This window comes from Treponema berlinense (assembly GCF_052273165.1).
Lineage (GTDB): Bacteria > Spirochaetota > Spirochaetia > Treponematales > Treponemataceae > Treponema_D > Treponema_D berlinense_A.
On the sequence record NZ_DAVZIU010000013.1, the window covers coordinates 27,291 to 43,571 of the forward strand.

Here is a 16,281-nt window from a genome sequence, read left to right on the forward strand (position 1 = left end):
TTTTAATGCGCTGCGGCAAAGCCTTTTAAGCCTTTTCTCAAAGAAAAAGTCAAAATTCCGATAGCAACGATTAAAACAAACGAAAGCGAATTGATAACCGGGCTTACTCCAAAACGAATCATCGAATAAACGTAAAGCGGCAGTGTTGTGCTTCCAGGTCCGCTTACTAAAAAAGTAATTACATAGTCTTCAAGGGACATTGTAACGCTCATCATAAAACCAGAAATAATTCCAGGCATAATTGCAGGAATAATAACCTTTGTAAGCGTCTGAATTTCGTTTGCTCCGAGGTCATGGCTTGCTTCGATAATCGAGGTGTCAAAATCATCGACGCGTGCAGTAACCATTAAAAAAACAAACGGCAGACAGAAAGTTGTATGGGCAATAAAAATCGTAAAAAGACCAAGGCTCATTTTTACGGCGCTAAAAAAAATCAAAAGCGAAAGACCCATAATTACTTCTGGCAAAACCATAGGCAAAAAACTTATTGTCTGGATATAACCCTTGCCCTTAAATTTATACCAGCTTACTCCGATTGCAGCCAGTGAACCCAAAACTGTTGCAACGACAGAAGACGAAATTGCAACGATAAAACTGTTCAAAAGCGAATGCCAGAGAGGCGCAGAGTCAAAAATCAGTTTTTGATACCAGACAAACGAAAAACCTGTTATTTCTGTGTCTTTAGAGGCATTAAACGAATAAAAAATAATTACCAGAAGTGGCAAAAACAAGAACAAAAGACACAAAAAAAGCACAATTTTTGAGAAACTGAACTGCGGAGCGCGTTTTTTCCAGCCACGTTTTGCATGGCGGAAGTTTTCACTCTGTTTTCCTCGGTTTGTTTTTATAAGGTTAAACGGATTGAGTTTCATTATTTTGCACCTCCAATTCCTGTCGTGTCTTCTTTGGTCGAAACTTTTTTGAGCTCAGCATCTTTTTTGCTGGAATAGAGCATCCACAAAATACCTGCCATAGAAAGAAGTGTCAAAATCATTGAAAATGCAGAAGCAAGAGGCCAGTTTCGAGTTTTCTGAACCTGGTCAACGATTATATTTCCAATCATATAACTGTCTTTTCCGCCGACGATATTCGGAACTGTGTAAGAACCAAAAATCGGGATAAAAGTAAAAATCAAGGCCGAAATAATTCCGCTGCGAATTCCAGGAAGCAGAACTTTTAACATTGACTGAGGTTTTGTTGCTCCAAGGTCGCGGGCTGCTTCCAAAAGAGAAAAGTCAAAACGGTCAACAGCAGTAAAAATCGGTAGAATCGCATAAGGCAGATACATATAAATGCTCAAAATAATAACTGCGCCTTTTGTGTACATAAACTTTACAGGTTCAAACGCGGCAGGATTTCCTGTTATTTTATGCCAGAAATTTACAATAGAACCCAAAAACATATTTAAAATTCCATTGTCGCCGAGGATTGTAATCCAGGCAAAAATTCTTATGAGCGAGTTTGTCAAAAATGGAATGATTATAAGAATCAAAAGCAATGTCTGACGCCGGCTTCTTGCCATGGCATAACCGCAGGGAAGGGCAATCAGAATCGTAATAAAAGTCGAAAGAGCCGTAATCCACAGTGTGCGCAGAAAAATAATTCCATACGCAGGAGTAAACATCTGTTTGTAGGCTTTTAAACTGAATTCAGCAATAACCGAACCATAAACATCGCGCTTCATAAACGAATATGCAACGATAATTATGAGTGGAATTACAAAAAACAGACTAAACCAAAATCCCATTGGCCAGGCATAAACAGGTCCTGGATTCATCTTTTTATATTTTTTGTCTCTTGCAGCCTTTGCAAATGCCAGCTGCGGACTTTCTTTTTCTTTTTTCATTACAAACTTGTCCTTTTGCATTTCTGTCGTTTTTTATTTTATTGATAGAAATGATAGAAAAAAATGCGAATACGAAGATATTAAAGATTATTTTTCAATATCTTCAACGATATATCCGTCTTCTGCCGACCACGAAATATAAACAGTGTCTTTCCACTGAATTTCTGGACCGTCATCAAGATAGTTTGTATGCTGCTTAAATACTTTTACGATTGTGCCTGTCTTTTCCAGTTTGATGTAGAATTTTGACTGGAAACCTGTGTAAACAGGCTCTTCAACTACACCCTTAAACACGTTTATGTCTTTGCGTCCGTTTACATTTGGTTCTTCGAGGGTAATTCTGATTTTTTCCGGGCGGATAGTAAAGGCAACTTTCTGTCCTTCGTCCGTGTGCTCGTAATCAGTTACAAGAATGTTTTTGTCTTCTTCTTTTGTTGCCTGAGTGTCGCCTGTAAGTTGAGCCTGCATTCCGAGGGCTGGAGTGTTGAGAGTTACCATGTATTCTTCGCCAGTTTTTGCCTTGTAACCTTCGCATTTTACGACAGTCGATTCAAAAAGGTTTGTTTCGCCGATAAACTGGGCAACAAACTGAGTAGCTGGGCTTTCGTAAATTTCAAAAGGAGTTCCAATCTGAAGTACATTTCCCTTATTCATGATTGCAATACGGTCAGAAACTGCAAGCGCTTCGCTCTGGTCGTGGGTTACAAAGATAAAGGTGATTCCAATTTTGTCGTGCAGCCGGTCAAGTTCAACAAGAAGGCTTGAACGCAGTTTTGCATCGAGGGCAGAAAGAGGTTCGTCGAGCAAAAGCACTTTTGGTTCGTTTATGAGTGCTCTGGCAATAGCAACACGTTGTCTTTGTCCGCCAGAAAGCTGGTTAGGCTTTTTGTACATGTGTTCTTCAAGTTGAACCAATGACAGATATTTTCGAACTTTTTCTTCAACAGTGGCATTGTCAACTTTTTTTAAGCGGAGAGAAAATGCAACGTTTTCAAAAACCGTCATGTGCGGAAAAAGTGCATAAGACTGAAAAACCGTATTAGACTGCCTTTTGTTTGGCGGAAGTCCTACGACGTTTGTATCATCAAAAAGAACGGCACCGTCATCAGGATTTTCAAATCCTGCAATAATTCGTAGAAGTGTCGTTTTACCACAACCTGATGGACCTAGCAAAGTGAAAAATTCACCTTGATTAATAGTAAAATTAACGTCATTCAGCGCAATAAAATCGCCAAATTCTTTCGATACGTGGTCAATCTTTACCTGACTACCGTTCAATGTGAGTACCTCTTTTTTACAGCCCGACTTCCGGGGGTTTTGATGAATAACAGAAAAACTGCATAAAAATTAAAATATGATTATTAGCCCAAATTGTCTACACATTTTTTAAAAGTTTTATAAATTTTATTTTTTGTTTATATATTTTCGGACAGTTTGGGCTGCATGCGACTGGGGCTAAGATTATACGGAAAAATTCTAAAGAAGTCGTTCTAGTACCATAAATAAAATAGTTCCGCCAAAAATGCTTATCATGCTGTTGCCTTTCCATAAATGCAAGATAATTGTTATCAAAACTCCGGCAATTGCAGGAATTCCCCATGGTGAAGAGCTAAAGGTCATGTATTTTGGATCGGCAAGGCAATAGACGATTAAAACACCGATTACCATTGCAGGAATATATTTTTCAATAAACGAAAGAACCTTAGGCGGCTTTTTTCTGCTGAACAGAATAAACGGAAAAGCCCGCAGCAGATACATAAGGGCTGCGGTTACAAGGGTTGCAATGAGTGCCTCTGAAAGTGTAAGTCGCATTTATTTTTCCTCCGTTGAAGTTGGTTCTTCTGTGGTTTTTGTATGCTTTATCTTCTTTGTTTTTACGGTAATTCCGCGCACTAAAATCAAAACTGCAATTCCAAGCGAAAGCGCTACGATCAAAATCTGCTGCGATGGAAGATAACCGAATTTTGAAAGAACGATTGCCGCTATTGCAGTACAGATTCCGCAGAGAGAAGGAAAAAGGTCTTTACTTTGTTTTATCTGTTCAATCATAAGTACAATAAAAAGAGAATTGAGCGCAAAATCGACGCCTGTAAAATCGAAAGGCAAAAAAGTTCCTAAAAGTGCACCGATTACGCTGCCCAAAAGCCAATAAGACCAGTCGAGAGCGGCAATAAGGCTGTAATATTCACCGTTTTTCTCTCCAAGAGGAACTTCGCTTGTTGTAATAAGGGCATAAGTTTCATCAGTAAGAGCAAAAATCAAAAAAGGCTTCCATTTTCCAACGCGCCTTTTGTCATATTTTTTTAGAAGCGAAAGTCCGTAGACAACATGCCTAATTCCCACAAAAAACTGCGTTACCAAAAATGCTGGAAGCGAAGCACCTGCTGCCATAAGACTTATACCAATATATTGCCCTGTTCCAGAAAAAATTGTCATTCCCATAAAAAGGGCGAGCCACCACGGATATCCGTTGTTTACAACCATCAATCCAAAAGGAATTCCAATAGAGATATAACCAAAAAAAATAGGAAGCGTAAGTTTTGCGCCTTTGCAAATGCTGTCTTTTTTTAACATAGAGGCGAGTATAGCACTTTTTACTGTTTGATAAAATATGTTTTGTATGCTAGAATTTTTTTGAAAATTTTGAGTTGGAGGAAATCTCTAAAAATGACTGCGATTATTTTTGGACTTTTGCTTATTTCGTTCTTTGTTTGCGCTGCCCTGCCACAGGGATTAGACTGGGGAGATTTTATAATTTCCGCACTAAAAGGCGTTGGTCCTCTGGTTGCCGTTCTTGCTGGAGTTGCCGCTTTTTTTATCGGTTTTGCCGACATTCAGGACAAAAAGGAAGCCCGTAGAGAAGAAAAAGAAGCCTTTGAAGAATCAAAAAAATCCGAAGAAAACGATTAGCTTTTATAGGAGTTCAGTATTCTTAAAAATTGTTGTTTTAATGGATTTTTAGAGCGTTTTCATTTTTGTTTTTATTGACCAAAATCGATAAAAAATTTAATATTTATATCCCCGTATATGCGCAGATAAAAGCTTCAATATCTGCGGAGTGTGATTTTTGAAGATGCAATCAAAATGAACACAAGAGACTTTTTAGTACAAGGTATATACAAATGAAAACTTTATTCGTAAAAGATTACGAGCAGAAACGCGACTGGTACATCATCGATGCTGCCGGCAAACCGCTCGGACGCGTTGCAGCAAAAGTTGCAGCAGTTGTTCGTGGTAAGAACAAGGTTTCTTACACTCCAAACCAGGCAATGGGTGACTTTGTTATTGTTATCAACGCTGACAAAGTTGTTGTTTCTGGAAACAAAGCATCTGACATGCTTTATCGCCATTACACAGGCTATGTTGGTGGTCTTCGTGAGTATTCATTCGAAAAACTCATCGAAAGAAACCCAATCGAACCGCTTTCACGCACAATCGCAGGCATGCTTCCAAATGGACGTCTTGGACGCAAAATGATGGACAGTGTAAAAATTTATGCAGGTTCTGACTACCCACATAAGGCTCAGAATCCAAAACCACTTGAAGTTTAAGTCAGGAGTCTATGATGGTTAAGAATATTGCAATTGGAACAGGTAGAAGAAAGACAGCTACTGCACGTGTATTTCTCCGTGACGGTAGTGGAAAAATCGTTGTGAACGGAAAAGATGTTACTGAATACTTCAATTCAGAAGAACAGGTACGCAGAGTACATCAGCCACTTCTCGTTACAAGCAACGAAAATAAATTTGACGTTTTGATTAACGTTGTTGGCGGTGGATTGAACGGTCAGGCAGACGCTTGTCTTCACGGACTTTCACGCGCCTTGCTTCAGGTAGATCCTGATGCTCATACATCACTTAAAGCTAACGGCTTCCTTACTCGCGACAGCCGCATGGTTGAACGCAAAAAGTACGGTCAGCGTGGTGCTCGCCGTCGCTTCCAGTTCTCAAAACGTTAGTTTTTATTCTGTACAATATGTACAAAACTTCGCTTTTGGTTTTTCTTTTAGGAAACAACTGGAGGCGAAAAAACTTTCGGAACAAAAATGCGCATAAGTGCTATAAAACAGACTTCGTCGGACATTGTAGAAATTGCAACGGACGGCGGGTCTGTTTTTTTTGTAAGATTTGCTTTTCTCGATTCTGTCAAGCCTGAAGAATTTTTTATTGGCGCAGAATTTTTTGAAGACAGGGAAATGGAAATCGTAGATGCCGCTTTGGCATTTGCCGCGGAATGCAAGGCGGAAGAGTATCTTGCCCGTTGTGAGCAGTGCAGGGCTGGACTCGAAAAAAAACTTTTTCAAAAATCACATTCAAAACAGTCGATAAAACAAGCCTTGGATTATCTTGAAGAAAAAAATCTTCTCAACGACCTTCGTTTTTCTGAAATCTGGCTTAGAAATCATATTATTACAAAACCTCAGGGACGGATAAGGCTTTTGAGGGAGCTTATTTCGCGTGGAATTAAAACGGGCGACGCAAAAAAAGCCGTTGATGATTTTTTTAAGGTTAATGATGAAAGTCAGCTTTGCCACAGAGCATATAAAAAAGCGTTAAAAAACGGGAAAAAAGATGAAAAACTTATAAAGTACTTAATGGATTCTGGTTTTTCATATAAACTGATACTTTCCGTTACAGACGAAGAATAACATATTTTGTGAAAAGGAAAAGAGGCTTGAGATGTTAAAAAAAACTGACAAACCGGAAGTTTTTTCGGCACTTGAAGTTGCAAATATTTGCGGTGTTGTTAATCAAACTGCGATAAACTGGATAAAAGGCGGTCATTTAAAGGCTTTTACTACGCCAGGCGGACAGTACCGCGTTTATCCCGACGATTTGGCTTCTTTTATGCAAGTCCGCAAAATGAGAATTCCTGAGTATCTTGCTAAAAAATGTGCAGGAAATTTTTATGAACACGGCGATATTCTTATTGTTGATGATGATAAGGGCTTAAATTGCGTAATTGCAAAATTCTTACAGAAAAAATACGAATCTTTTGGAGTTAAAATTTTTCAGGCGTTTGACGGTTTTGAGGCAGGAGTTTTAATGACAGAAAAGCATCCGAAAATTTTAATTCTTGATCTTGATTTGCCGGGTGTTGACGGATTTAGCCTCTGTAAAAAAATCCGCGAAAATGAAAATTTCGGAAAGCCGATGATTTTTGTTGTGACGGCTCTCGAAGATGCCGAGTCCGAAAAACGTGTAAAAGAACTCGGCGTAAATTATTTTTTCAAAAAACCGATAAACCTGATTGAACTTGCTCAGATTCTTGATGAAAATTCTTAGTTAGAATTTTCCGTATGAAAGAAGAGGAGCCTGTCCAAAAGCGGAAGCCGGATTTTTTATTGAAGAAAAACCTTCTAAAAGAATAGAACGCAGGCTTTCGCTTTTTTCGTATCTAAAAGTCTTGAACGAAAGATTGTCTGACTCAAAATCTGATTTTATGGATTTTTTTGCTTCGTCAAAAGTAAAAATTTCGTCGATAAGACCGTTTTCTTTTGCCTGTTTTGCCGAATAAATGCGTCCGTCCGCTATTTTCTGGACATCTTTTATATTCATATTGCGGCTCTCGCTTACAATCTGCGTAAACTGCTCGTATGCTTCGTCGGAAAGGCTCTGCATAATTTGAATCTGTTCTTCTGTCGGCTTTTCGTTGTAATTAAGCATATTTTTGTTCTTGCCGGTATGAATCGTAATCGACTTTATGCCTATTTTTTCGAGAAAGTCAGTTGCATCGATTGAGCTTGCGCTTATTACTCCAATTGAACCTGTAATCGTGTTGCGGTTTGCATAAATTTTATCTGCTGCGCAGCCAATGTAATAGCCTCCAGAAGTTGCCATTTCTGCAAAATACGCATAGATTTTTTTTCCGGTTTCCTTGTATTTTAAAAGTTCGAGATATGCTTCGTCGGCATGATAAACTGTTCCTCCTGGAGAATTTACGTACAGGAGAATTCCGGCATTTTTTTTGTCATTTTTGAGTGAACGGATTGTGTTCAAAAGCCATTTTTGGTTATATTCGCCTCCTTTTTCCTGAATTACGCCCGAAATATTAACGACTGCAATGTAATAATTTGAATCTTTGTTGTAAATAAAACTGTTTTGCGCCGGCTGTTCAACTTTTTTTGAATTTTTTGAAATAGAAAAGAAATCCGTTGAGAAAATCTTAAAAAATCCCATCAAAATTGAAATTAACGTGATTGTCAGCAAAACGGCAAGTCCGTATTTTGTGTTTTTTTTGTTCATTTTGTATGCTCCAGTTTAAATAAAGTCACTTTCTGTAAGAATTCCTGTACGAAGCGCGTGCATTTTTAAACTTTTGTATGCGTTTGTAAAAGACATATATTCATAAGGCTGAATCCACAACTGCAAAATTCCAAAAGTAAAGGTTGAAAGTAAATGCCAGCCAAAAAAACTTATATACATGACAAAAAGGTCTGCTTTAAAACCTTTTGTAAGCGTTTTGCTTATTTGCATTGCTTTTGCAACTCCAATTTTTGGATTTTCGGCAAGTACAAAAAACATCTGCGAGTAAGAAAAAGCCTTTACGATTCCTGGAATAAAAAACAGAAAACTCCAGAGCACAACCCAAAGCGTAAACCAAAGACCTGCAAGCGCGCCCTTAAACCAGTGCGTAAAACCGCGCAGATATTCAGCGAACGAGATTTTTTCCAGGGTTTTAAAATATTCATTGTAAAGATGGCACTGCGCAAGAATCAAAATTCCTGTGATAGAAATTGTCAAAATCGAAAAAAGCAGGCTTACGCCAGAATCCGAAATTGTAGAAACGCTAAAAGCATAATCGTCCGCAAAGTCGTCTTCCGTTTCGTAAATCCAGGAAGCAGTTTGTGCATAGGCTGAATTGCTGTTTACGATTTGTGAAGTATGAATTTCGGAACTTGTGCCCAAAAACAGCAGTATGAACGTGGTAATCAATGTTGCAAGGACTGGGACAGTTCTTCTGCCGGCAAGTTGTTTTTTTGCAGTCTGTTTATAAAGTTTTCTGTTAAACATTTTATTCTCCTGTTTTTTCTCCGAGCATTTGTGAGTAGTAACGGTTTTCGATTTTGTCTTCCGAAATGCCACATTTGGAAAGCAGTTTTAACAGTTTTCCGCGTGATTGAGATACGATTTTTTCGCTATTGTTCTCGGAAAGAATTTCGATTTCCAGAAAGTCGCCGAGTCTTGCAACATGGCAAAGTTCCAGGTTTGCGCCGTCATAGTGCCAGCTGAGAACGGTTTTTTGCTTTTTTAAGGTTGTTTTAAAACCTGTATCAAAAAGAAAGGCTTCGATTGCATCTGCATCTGAGAGAAAAAGTTCTTTTTCATCGTTTACTTCGATAGATGTTCCTTCTTTTTCGAGAATTTCTTTGCGCTTATAAGTAAAAATTACCGATTTTTGAGAAGTTGTCTGCGGTGCGTTTGGAACTTCCTGTGTGGAAAATGGAGTTTCTTTTCTAATGCGCACCTTGATTGATTTTCCGTTTATTGAGTTTGAATAGTAAGTATCGTCTTTTTCAACAGCTCCAGAAAAAGTTGCAAATTTTTCAAGATTTTGAATTACAGATTTTCGGTCCAAGACATGTGCTTTTAGTTCAATTTCGTACATTTTATTAATATAGCACATTTTATTGTAAAAATGAAAAAAAATACATCTTAAGAGAGTGGAATGTTTATGCTTAAGAAAACTGTGTTCTATTTAAATTTGCCATAAAAATAAAAAGGCTGTAGAATTGTGTAATTATGACAATTACTTTAAAAAATTCTAATTACGAAGTCGTGCTCAACACTCACGGAGCAGAAATCAATTCTTTTCGCGGAGCTGATGGCACAAAGTATGTTTTTGAAGGACCGGAATCTGTGTGGAAATTCCATGCGCCGGTTTTGTTTCCGCAGGTTGGACGCATAAAAGACGGTTTTTATACATACAACGGCAAGGAATATCATCTTGTAAACAACGGAATGAGCCGCGATCTGGAGCACAAGATAATTGAGCAGTCAGAAACGGCGGCAACTTTTGAACTGACAGACAGCGCAGAAACCGCTGACAAATTTCCGTGGAAATTTAGCCTTAAAACTCATTATGAACTTAAGGATAACGGACTTATTTTTACAACGACAGTAACGAATACAGATTCTTCGACAATGCTGTTTTCTATCGGAAGCCACACCGCTTTCTGCTGTCCGCGCAACACAGATCCAACTGGCACTGTAAATTCTGATTATCAGTATGAATTTGAAAAGAAAGAACCTTTGACGACAGTTTTGCTCAACGACGCTGCCCAGCTTGCTGTTGACGAAGAAGGAACTGCTCCTTGCACAAAACTTTACGGCGAAAAAGAAAATGGAATTGTTCCGATTGACGCAAAAGGTTTTGGAAACGGACATTTCTTTACGAAAATTACTTCTGACTGGGTTGGTCTTCGCAACAAAAAGGACGGAAGCCTTGTAAAAGTTAATTGCAAAGGTTATCCGTATGTTATGGTTTGGCAGGGCGGAAAAGGTGAAGAAGGCGTTGCTGGAAACGGCTTTAACTGTATTGAACCTTGGTACGGAACTGCCGATGCTGAAAATACCGAACACGAGTGGGAAGAAAAGTCAGGCTTAATTTCTCTTGAACCTGGAAAAAGTTTTACCGCTGACCAGTCGATTACGATTGAAAAATAATCGCAGCGTTTGAACGCATATATAACGGAAGTTTTGGAAATTCTCCTGACTTCCGTTATTTTTTTGTCTGAGAGAAATTTTGCAGATATTTTGCTTCGTATGTTTTGACTGGAAGTGGCGTAGAAAAATAAAAACCCTGAAAAAGCTTGCAGTCCATTTTTGAAAGTGCGAGCATTTGGTTTTCAGATTCAACACCTTTTGCAATAAATTCCATTCCCAAGTTGCTTGACATAGAAATCATTGTCTGCAGGATTATTTTATTTTTTCCAGAAACCTTTGATTCTGACAGGAATGAAGTGTCCATTTTTATTCCGTCGGCAATAAAGTCTTTTAGTACGTTGAGAGAAGAGAATCCTGTTCCAAAATTGTCGATGTAGACTTTTATTCCGAGTTTTTTTAACTGAGAAAAGATTGCGATTGTTTTTTCTGGATTTTCGAGCATTGCCGTTTCACGAATTTCGACTTTGAAGTTTTGAGGCGAAATGTCGTATTTTTTTATAAGCTCGGAAAAGGTTTTTATTATGTCGATAAAAAATTTGTCCTTGCTCGAAACGTTTACAGAAATAAAACGGTCAGAAAATCCTTGTTTTTTCCATTCGTGCAGTTTTTTTGCCACAAGTTCCCAGACGTAGACATCAAGCTTGTAGATTAAACTTGTTCGTTCAAGAACGTCCAGAAAAGAACTTGGCGTCAAATTTTCATATTTCGGGTTGTTCCATCGAACAACAGATTCTGCTCCGAGAACGTTTCCTTCTTTGTCCATAATCGGCTGAAGTTGAATCGAAAATTGTTTTTCGTTCAGCGATTTTTCAAAATCGTTTACAATATCTTTTTCCTTGAGCATTTTTTCCATCATCGACGGGTTATAGAATGAAAAAATTTGGTTGTCAGAATCTTTTATTGCGTCCAGTGAAATTTTTGCTTTGTCATAAATGGACTGAATTGTATCTTTTTTATCGTAAATTTCGTAAATTCCTGCCACAATTTGAATGTTGTAAAGAGTTTTTTCTATTATGCAGCTGACTTCGTTAAATATTTCTTCAAAAATATCTTTGTCAAAATCCTGTTTTTCCATCAAAATTGCAAATTTATCGTCTGCAATGCGTCCTATTATGCTTTTTTTGTGTCCAGGAAGCCTTTTCATGACTGCTGTTTGATTTTGCAAAACGGAATCGCCGACTTGTTCGCTGTAAATCGTGTTTATAAGTTTAAAATCTTTTATGTTTGTACAGATTAAAATCGGGTTTTTGAAAGTGTTTTGATACAAGGCTTCCTGCATTTTTTTGAAAAATCCGGAACGGTTAAAAAGACCGGTGAGCAGGTCGTGAGTCGCAATGTAATTTTTGCGTCTTGATTCCAGTGTTTCTTTTGTTTTGTCCTGAAGTCTCAAATATGATCCGATGTTTGAATTTGAAATGAAAAAATCCTTGTATTCGGTAATGTAATAGCGTTCTTCTCCGTTCTCGAGCTTTAGAGAAAGTTCTGAAGGACGATTTTTTAAAAAGTTCTGCCGGAATTCCTTTGCAAAGTTTTCAAGGTTGTCATTGGATTTTTTAAAGACGTTTTTTGCGGCAGAATTTGCATAGATTAAATTTTCCGAAGAATCGTAACAAAAAATAATGTCGTTTATGGACTCGGTTATGGCGTTTAGAGGACCGATTAAAACAGGAGCAGAAAAATCTTTATTTACGTAATTTTCTATAAAAATTGAACTTGCTACGAGCATTAAAAGCGAAATGTTTAACGGCAGATTCAGCGAATTAAAAACATAATTTGCGATTAAAACTAAACTTTCGCTTGTTAAAATTGTAACGTATTTTACTTTGTTATAAGAAGGCGCCTTTACAATGCTCGAAATTAAAAGTGCAAGCGAAGAAAAACTTAAGATTGCGCAGACTAGTTTATGAAATCCAAATTTTGAAGTGTATTCAATTCCCCAATAAAAAAATCCTGCCTTTGTGCGTGCTGGAATAAGGTCAAAAATAACATTGACTCTGGCATTTGCAAGAAGCAGAACGCTGTCGATAAAACACAAAATAAAGTAAAGTTCTTTTATAAAGCCGAGTTTTTTTGTCGTGTTTGTAAATGCGTGATTAAAGGAAAATGTCAGATAGTATGTCCAGATTGCGCATACCTTATAAACACAGAATAAAATGAGAGCCTTGCTGTAGAATTCCGACATCAAAAAAAGCGAATAGATTAAAAGCATTGCAGAAATTGTGCATATTACAAAAATTGTCGGTTCTTTTGCGTCAGTACGCGCCTTTGAAATTGTGCGGACAAACTGAAGCATAAAAATTGCCGAAAAAACAGAAAAGGCACTGAAAATTTTAAAGAATAAGTGCAAATTCATTTTGTGCCTCCTCGTGTATTTGTTTTTGAAATATAATTGCTTTCAAAATTTGCAACAGGAATAGGTTTTGAATAAAGATAGCCCTGAAAAAAGTCGCAATTGAGATTTTTTAAGAATTCTGCCTGGTCTTTGTCTTCGACGCCTTCGACAATAATTTTTATTCCGAGTTTTTGAGCCATTTTTATAACGGATTCGAGAATTTTTTTGCTCCGCTCTTTGTGTTTTGTTTTTGAAAGGAACATCATATCGATTTTTAAAATATTTATGCTGATGTTTTTTAGAATTTTAAGAGAGGAATATCCGGAGCCAAAATCGTCCATTTCGATTGTAAAACCAAATTTTTGCAAGTCTGTAATAATTTGGTTATGACGTTTTAAATCGTGAACCAATGCAGTTTCTGTAATTTCAAGCTTGAGTTTTTGAGGCGGAATTCCGTATTTTGTTACAAGAGAAGTAAAGGTTTCGTACAATGGAATAAGATAAAAATCCCTTGCGCTTACATTTACCGAAATATGATAGTCGATTCCCAAAAGCTGCCATTTTTGAAGAAGTTGAACAGCCTTTTCCCAGATAAATTTGTCAAGTTCGTGGATTAGTCCGTTGTCTTCGAGAATTTTGATAAACGAGGCTGGAGAATGAATTACGCCTTTTTCTGTTTTCCAGCGGACAAGAGCCTCTGCGCCAACAACTTTTTCGTCTGAGCATCTAACCTGGGGCTGAAGATACATTTTAAAATGATTATTATTCAAAGCATCGTTAAATGCGTTTATTACTTCACGATTTTTTTTCAAAATTGAAAGCATGTCGTTGTCGTAGTAGGCAACGTTTACCGAATAATTTTCGGAGATGTTTTTTATTGCCAAAACTGCTTTGTCAAACATTGAGCTGACATTCTCGTTAATATCAGTAATTTTGTAAATTCCGACAAAAATATGAAGTTTGTAGTTTAATGAAACAGTAAATTTTTCAAGTTCCTTGATTTTTTGCAAAGCGTCTGTTTCGTCAACTTCAGTTTTGTTTATAAGAATTGCAAAACGGTCGCCTGTAATTCTTCCTGTCAAAATAGTTTTGTACTGAGTGTTTTTAAGCTCTTTTGCAAACGCTTTTAAAAATTCATCTCCTTTTTCTGAACCAAAAAGGTCGTTTACGAGTTTAAAATTTTTAATGTTCGTACAAATCATATAATATTGAGAATTTGGATCGCTTTTTAAGATTTTTTCTGTTTCTGAATAAAAAGCATCTCTTGTTAAAAGTCCTGTCAAAGCATCGTGTGTTGAATCGAAAAGTTCTTTTGACGCCTTGTTTAGTTCTTCCGTAATGTCGCTCAGTTTTAAAATGTAGCCATAAGCTTTTTTCTGGCTGTCGAGAAGATAACTGAATTCTTCTGCCAGGGTAAGAGTTTTAGTGTCCTGTTTAATTTCTATGTTGCGTTTTACAAAATCTTTGCGGAGCGCAAGGAGAGATTTTAGTTCATTAAGAATTTCATCTTTTGTCAAAAAGAATTTTTTTGCGGTATTATTTGAATAAATGCATTTTCGTTCAAGGTTAAAGCAAAAAATTCCAATGTTTATGTTGTCAGACAGCTGCTTGAGCATTTCGTTCTGAATGTTTCGTGGAATAGAAAAAAGTGTAAAATACGAGCAAATAATAGAAAAAACTGAATAAAAAAGAACTGAAAAATCAAGATAAGTTTTGGATTTTAGAAAAATGATGTTTACGACAAGTGTAATAAAAAAAACTACAAAAACCGAAATATACTTCGATTTATAAAATTTGTTGGTTTGAATTATTTTTTTTAGAAGAATGCCAAAAATTAATGCTGAAAGCGAAAAGCATAAACTAAGATGAATATCGAACATCCAAAAATATTTTGCGTTCCAGCACAAAAAAACATTGTGGTTTATATAAAGCCCTGAAAGTTCAAATTCGTGATGAAAAAACGGATTGAGGATTAAAATAAAAGAATCAACTAAAAAAACATAAAGCCATATTTTCTTAAAAACTTCGATAAATTTTTTGTATTTTTGTGATGATGACATTTCTGTAAAGATAAATGCAAAATCGATCAGAAGAATCACCAAAAAATGAATACTTATATAGTAAAGGCTGGTTATAAAATATGCGAACCAAAGTGTAGTGTTAATGAGAGAAATATTGTAAAGAACTGTGGATGCAATGGCTCCAAGGTGAAGTTTGAAAAGACTTTTTGACAGCGGACTTTTGTTTTTTTTTAAGTAAATGCAATAGACTCCCATAAGCACAATAAAAATGCTCGAAAGAGTCATGTAAACAGTTTTCAAATAGATCCTCGATTTAACTTTTTTAACTTGAACTTTTTAACAGATTTTTATTATATACTAAAAAAGTTAAATTGCGAACTTTTATTTTAGATTTTTTTTAGTCTGTCTTCCGGGCATTTTTCAAAATACTGAAAAAGCCTTTCCCGTGCGTCTTCGTTGTTTTTTGCGTTTAGCATTTGTGTTTTTAAATAACCGGCAAAACTGAAATTCTGGCAGTAATATGCGAAAAATCTTTGTAGCCGTGTTTGAAAAAACTCCGGTGGCTGAAACTTTTCGACGTCGGAAATAAAGTCAAGTGCAAAATTGAGCATGTCGAGTTTTTCTTCTGGCAGAATGCCTTTTAATTTTGCAAAAATCCACGGTTGCGCAGCGGCTGCTCTGCCAATCATAACTCCGTTTACATGTGGAGCGCATTGTAAGGCGTAATCAAGGCTTTTTTTGTCTTTTATTTCGCCGTTTACGATTATTGGAATTTGAGGATATCGCAGAGAAAGTTTTTCGGCGTATTCGTAGCGTGGAAGAGCGCGCGCAAATTTTTCTTTTTGGGTGCGCGGATGCAAGGTTAACTGCTGAACTCCTTCCGAAACAAGCATATCTGTAAAACTAAAAAATCCGCTTTCGGTAAAGTTGTCTGCTCCGAGCCTAAGCTTAACGGAAAGCCGCGACGGAGTTTTTCCGTCTTTTGCGCAGTTTTCGAGGGCGGACTTTACTTTTCTGACGAGGTTTTGAGTTTCTGTTACAGGTTTTAGCATCCACGAAATTCCAGCTCCTGTGTTTGCAATTTGCGGAGCGGAACAGCCCATGTTTATGTCGATTCCAATGCCTGGAAGTTCAGAAAGAATTTGCGCTGCCTGAGCCATTGGTTCTGCGGTAGTTCCTGTAATTTGCCAGACGAGTTTTTTGGATTCTGGAGTGTCGCCGGTAATCGTGTAGAATTTTTCAAAACGGCCTTTGTGTAAAAGTGACGGAGCGTTTATCATTTCGTTGAAATATTCATCGCAACCACCGAATTTTTGTACGCTGCGCCTGAATGCTTCGTGACTGAGAGTTGCCATTGGAGCAAGTAAAAATTTTTTGTCCATAAAACTATGATGTCCTTTTTTTGAAAAAAACTGA

17 protein-coding genes are annotated in these 16,281 nt (G+C 37.1%); 6 read left to right on the forward strand and 11 right to left on the reverse strand.

Going from position 1 to position 16,281, the window contains the following annotated elements; translation table 11 throughout:
• Positions 1-2 precede the first annotated feature (2 nt).
• The 5 genes from ACT6XC_RS05950 to ACT6XC_RS05970 all read right to left on the reverse strand — a co-directional run bounded on the left by ACT6XC_RS05950 (position 3) and on the right by ACT6XC_RS05970 (position 4,420).
• The gene (locus ACT6XC_RS05950) at positions 3-872 is read right to left on the reverse strand and encodes an ABC transporter permease (RefSeq protein WP_443737901.1); all 870 of its coding nucleotides are present in this window, start codon (positions 870-872) and stop codon (positions 3-5) included.
• Positions 872-1,846, reverse strand: a complete 975-nt coding sequence (locus ACT6XC_RS05955; RefSeq protein WP_443737902.1) for an ABC transporter permease — start codon at positions 1,844-1,846, stop codon at positions 872-874. The genes ACT6XC_RS05950 and ACT6XC_RS05955 overlap by 1 nt, the downstream gene beginning before the upstream one ends.
• Before the next feature lie 87 nt (positions 1,847-1,933).
• Positions 1,934-3,124 (reverse strand): ABC transporter ATP-binding protein, encoded by a 1,191-nt coding sequence (locus ACT6XC_RS05960; RefSeq protein WP_443737903.1) that lies wholly within the window; start codon positions 3,122-3,124, stop codon positions 1,934-1,936.
• A gap of 198 nt (positions 3,125-3,322) precedes the next feature.
• On the reverse strand, positions 3,323-3,658 hold the full coding sequence (locus ACT6XC_RS05965) for a branched-chain amino acid transporter permease (RefSeq protein WP_443741149.1): 336 nt from the start codon (positions 3,656-3,658) through the stop codon (positions 3,323-3,325).
• Positions 3,659-4,420, reverse strand: a complete 762-nt coding sequence (locus tag ACT6XC_RS05970; protein ID WP_443741150.1) for an AzlC family ABC transporter permease — start codon at positions 4,418-4,420, stop codon at positions 3,659-3,661.
• 93 nt (positions 4,421-4,513) lie between these two features.
• Here ACT6XC_RS05970 and ACT6XC_RS05975 point away from each other — a divergent pair, with 93 nt between their 5' ends.
• The 5 genes from ACT6XC_RS05975 (at position 4,514) to ACT6XC_RS05995 (ending at position 7,131) form a co-directional block, all read left to right on the forward strand.
• Positions 4,514-4,756 (forward strand): hypothetical protein, encoded by a 243-nt coding sequence (locus tag ACT6XC_RS05975; RefSeq protein WP_443741151.1) that lies wholly within the window; start codon positions 4,514-4,516, stop codon positions 4,754-4,756.
• Positions 4,757-4,968: 212 nt separating this feature from the next.
• Positions 4,969-5,397 carry a 50S ribosomal protein L13 gene (rplM, locus tag ACT6XC_RS05980; RefSeq protein ID WP_443741152.1) on the forward strand — a complete coding sequence of 143 codons (429 nt, stop codon included), beginning with the start codon at positions 4,969-4,971 and terminating at the stop codon, positions 5,395-5,397.
• A gap of 14 nt (positions 5,398-5,411) precedes the next feature.
• On the forward strand, positions 5,412-5,804 hold the full coding sequence (gene rpsI / locus ACT6XC_RS05985; RefSeq protein ID WP_443741153.1) for a 30S ribosomal protein S9: 393 nt from the start codon (positions 5,412-5,414) through the stop codon (positions 5,802-5,804).
• Between the two features lie 87 nt (positions 5,805-5,891).
• A complete protein-coding gene (locus ACT6XC_RS05990) occupies positions 5,892-6,494 on the forward strand; it encodes a regulatory protein RecX (RefSeq protein ID WP_443741154.1) in 603 nt (200 codons plus the stop codon).
• A gap of 31 nt (positions 6,495-6,525) precedes the next feature.
• Positions 6,526-7,131, forward strand: a complete 606-nt coding sequence (locus ACT6XC_RS05995) for a response regulator (RefSeq protein ID WP_443741155.1) — start codon at positions 6,526-6,528, stop codon at positions 7,129-7,131.
• On the opposite strand, the gene sppA is transcribed toward ACT6XC_RS05995, so the two are convergent.
• Genes sppA through ACT6XC_RS06010 form a run of 3 tightly spaced genes read right to left on the reverse strand, consistent with a single transcriptional unit; the run spans position 7,132 to position 9,454 of the window.
• On the reverse strand, positions 7,132-8,091 hold the full coding sequence (sppA, locus tag ACT6XC_RS06000) for a signal peptide peptidase SppA (protein WP_443741156.1): 960 nt from the start codon (positions 8,089-8,091) through the stop codon (positions 7,132-7,134). It abuts the gene before it with no gap.
• A 15-nt stretch (positions 8,092-8,106) separates the two neighbouring features.
• Positions 8,107-8,859 (reverse strand): DUF975 family protein, encoded by a 753-nt coding sequence (locus tag ACT6XC_RS06005; protein ID WP_443737909.1) that lies wholly within the window; start codon positions 8,857-8,859, stop codon positions 8,107-8,109.
• Position 8,860: 1 nt separating this feature from the next.
• Entirely contained in the window at positions 8,861-9,454 is a 594-nt protein-coding gene (locus tag ACT6XC_RS06010) for a CYTH domain-containing protein (protein ID WP_443741157.1), read from the reverse strand.
• Positions 9,455-9,588: 134 nt separating this feature from the next.
• Here ACT6XC_RS06010 and ACT6XC_RS06015 point away from each other — a divergent pair, with 134 nt between their 5' ends.
• Positions 9,589-10,512 (forward strand): aldose 1-epimerase family protein, encoded by a 924-nt coding sequence (locus tag ACT6XC_RS06015; RefSeq protein ID WP_443741158.1) that lies wholly within the window; start codon positions 9,589-9,591, stop codon positions 10,510-10,512.
• Positions 10,513-10,567: 55 nt separating this feature from the next.
• Here ACT6XC_RS06015 and ACT6XC_RS06020 read toward each other — a convergent pair whose 3' ends face one another.
• From ACT6XC_RS06020 to ACT6XC_RS06030, 3 genes are all read right to left on the reverse strand, one after another.
• On the reverse strand, positions 10,568-12,865 hold the full coding sequence (locus tag ACT6XC_RS06020; protein WP_443741159.1) for an EAL domain-containing protein: 2,298 nt from the start codon (positions 12,863-12,865) through the stop codon (positions 10,568-10,570).
• Positions 12,862-15,165 (reverse strand): EAL domain-containing protein, encoded by a 2,304-nt coding sequence (locus tag ACT6XC_RS06025; protein ID WP_443741160.1) that lies wholly within the window; start codon positions 15,163-15,165, stop codon positions 12,862-12,864. Before ACT6XC_RS06025 ends, ACT6XC_RS06020 begins: the two co-directional genes overlap by 4 nt.
• Positions 15,166-15,251: 86 nt before the next feature.
• Entirely contained in the window at positions 15,252-16,247 is a 996-nt protein-coding gene (locus tag ACT6XC_RS06030) for a tRNA dihydrouridine synthase (RefSeq protein WP_443741161.1), read from the reverse strand.
• Positions 16,248-16,281 lie beyond the last annotated feature (34 nt).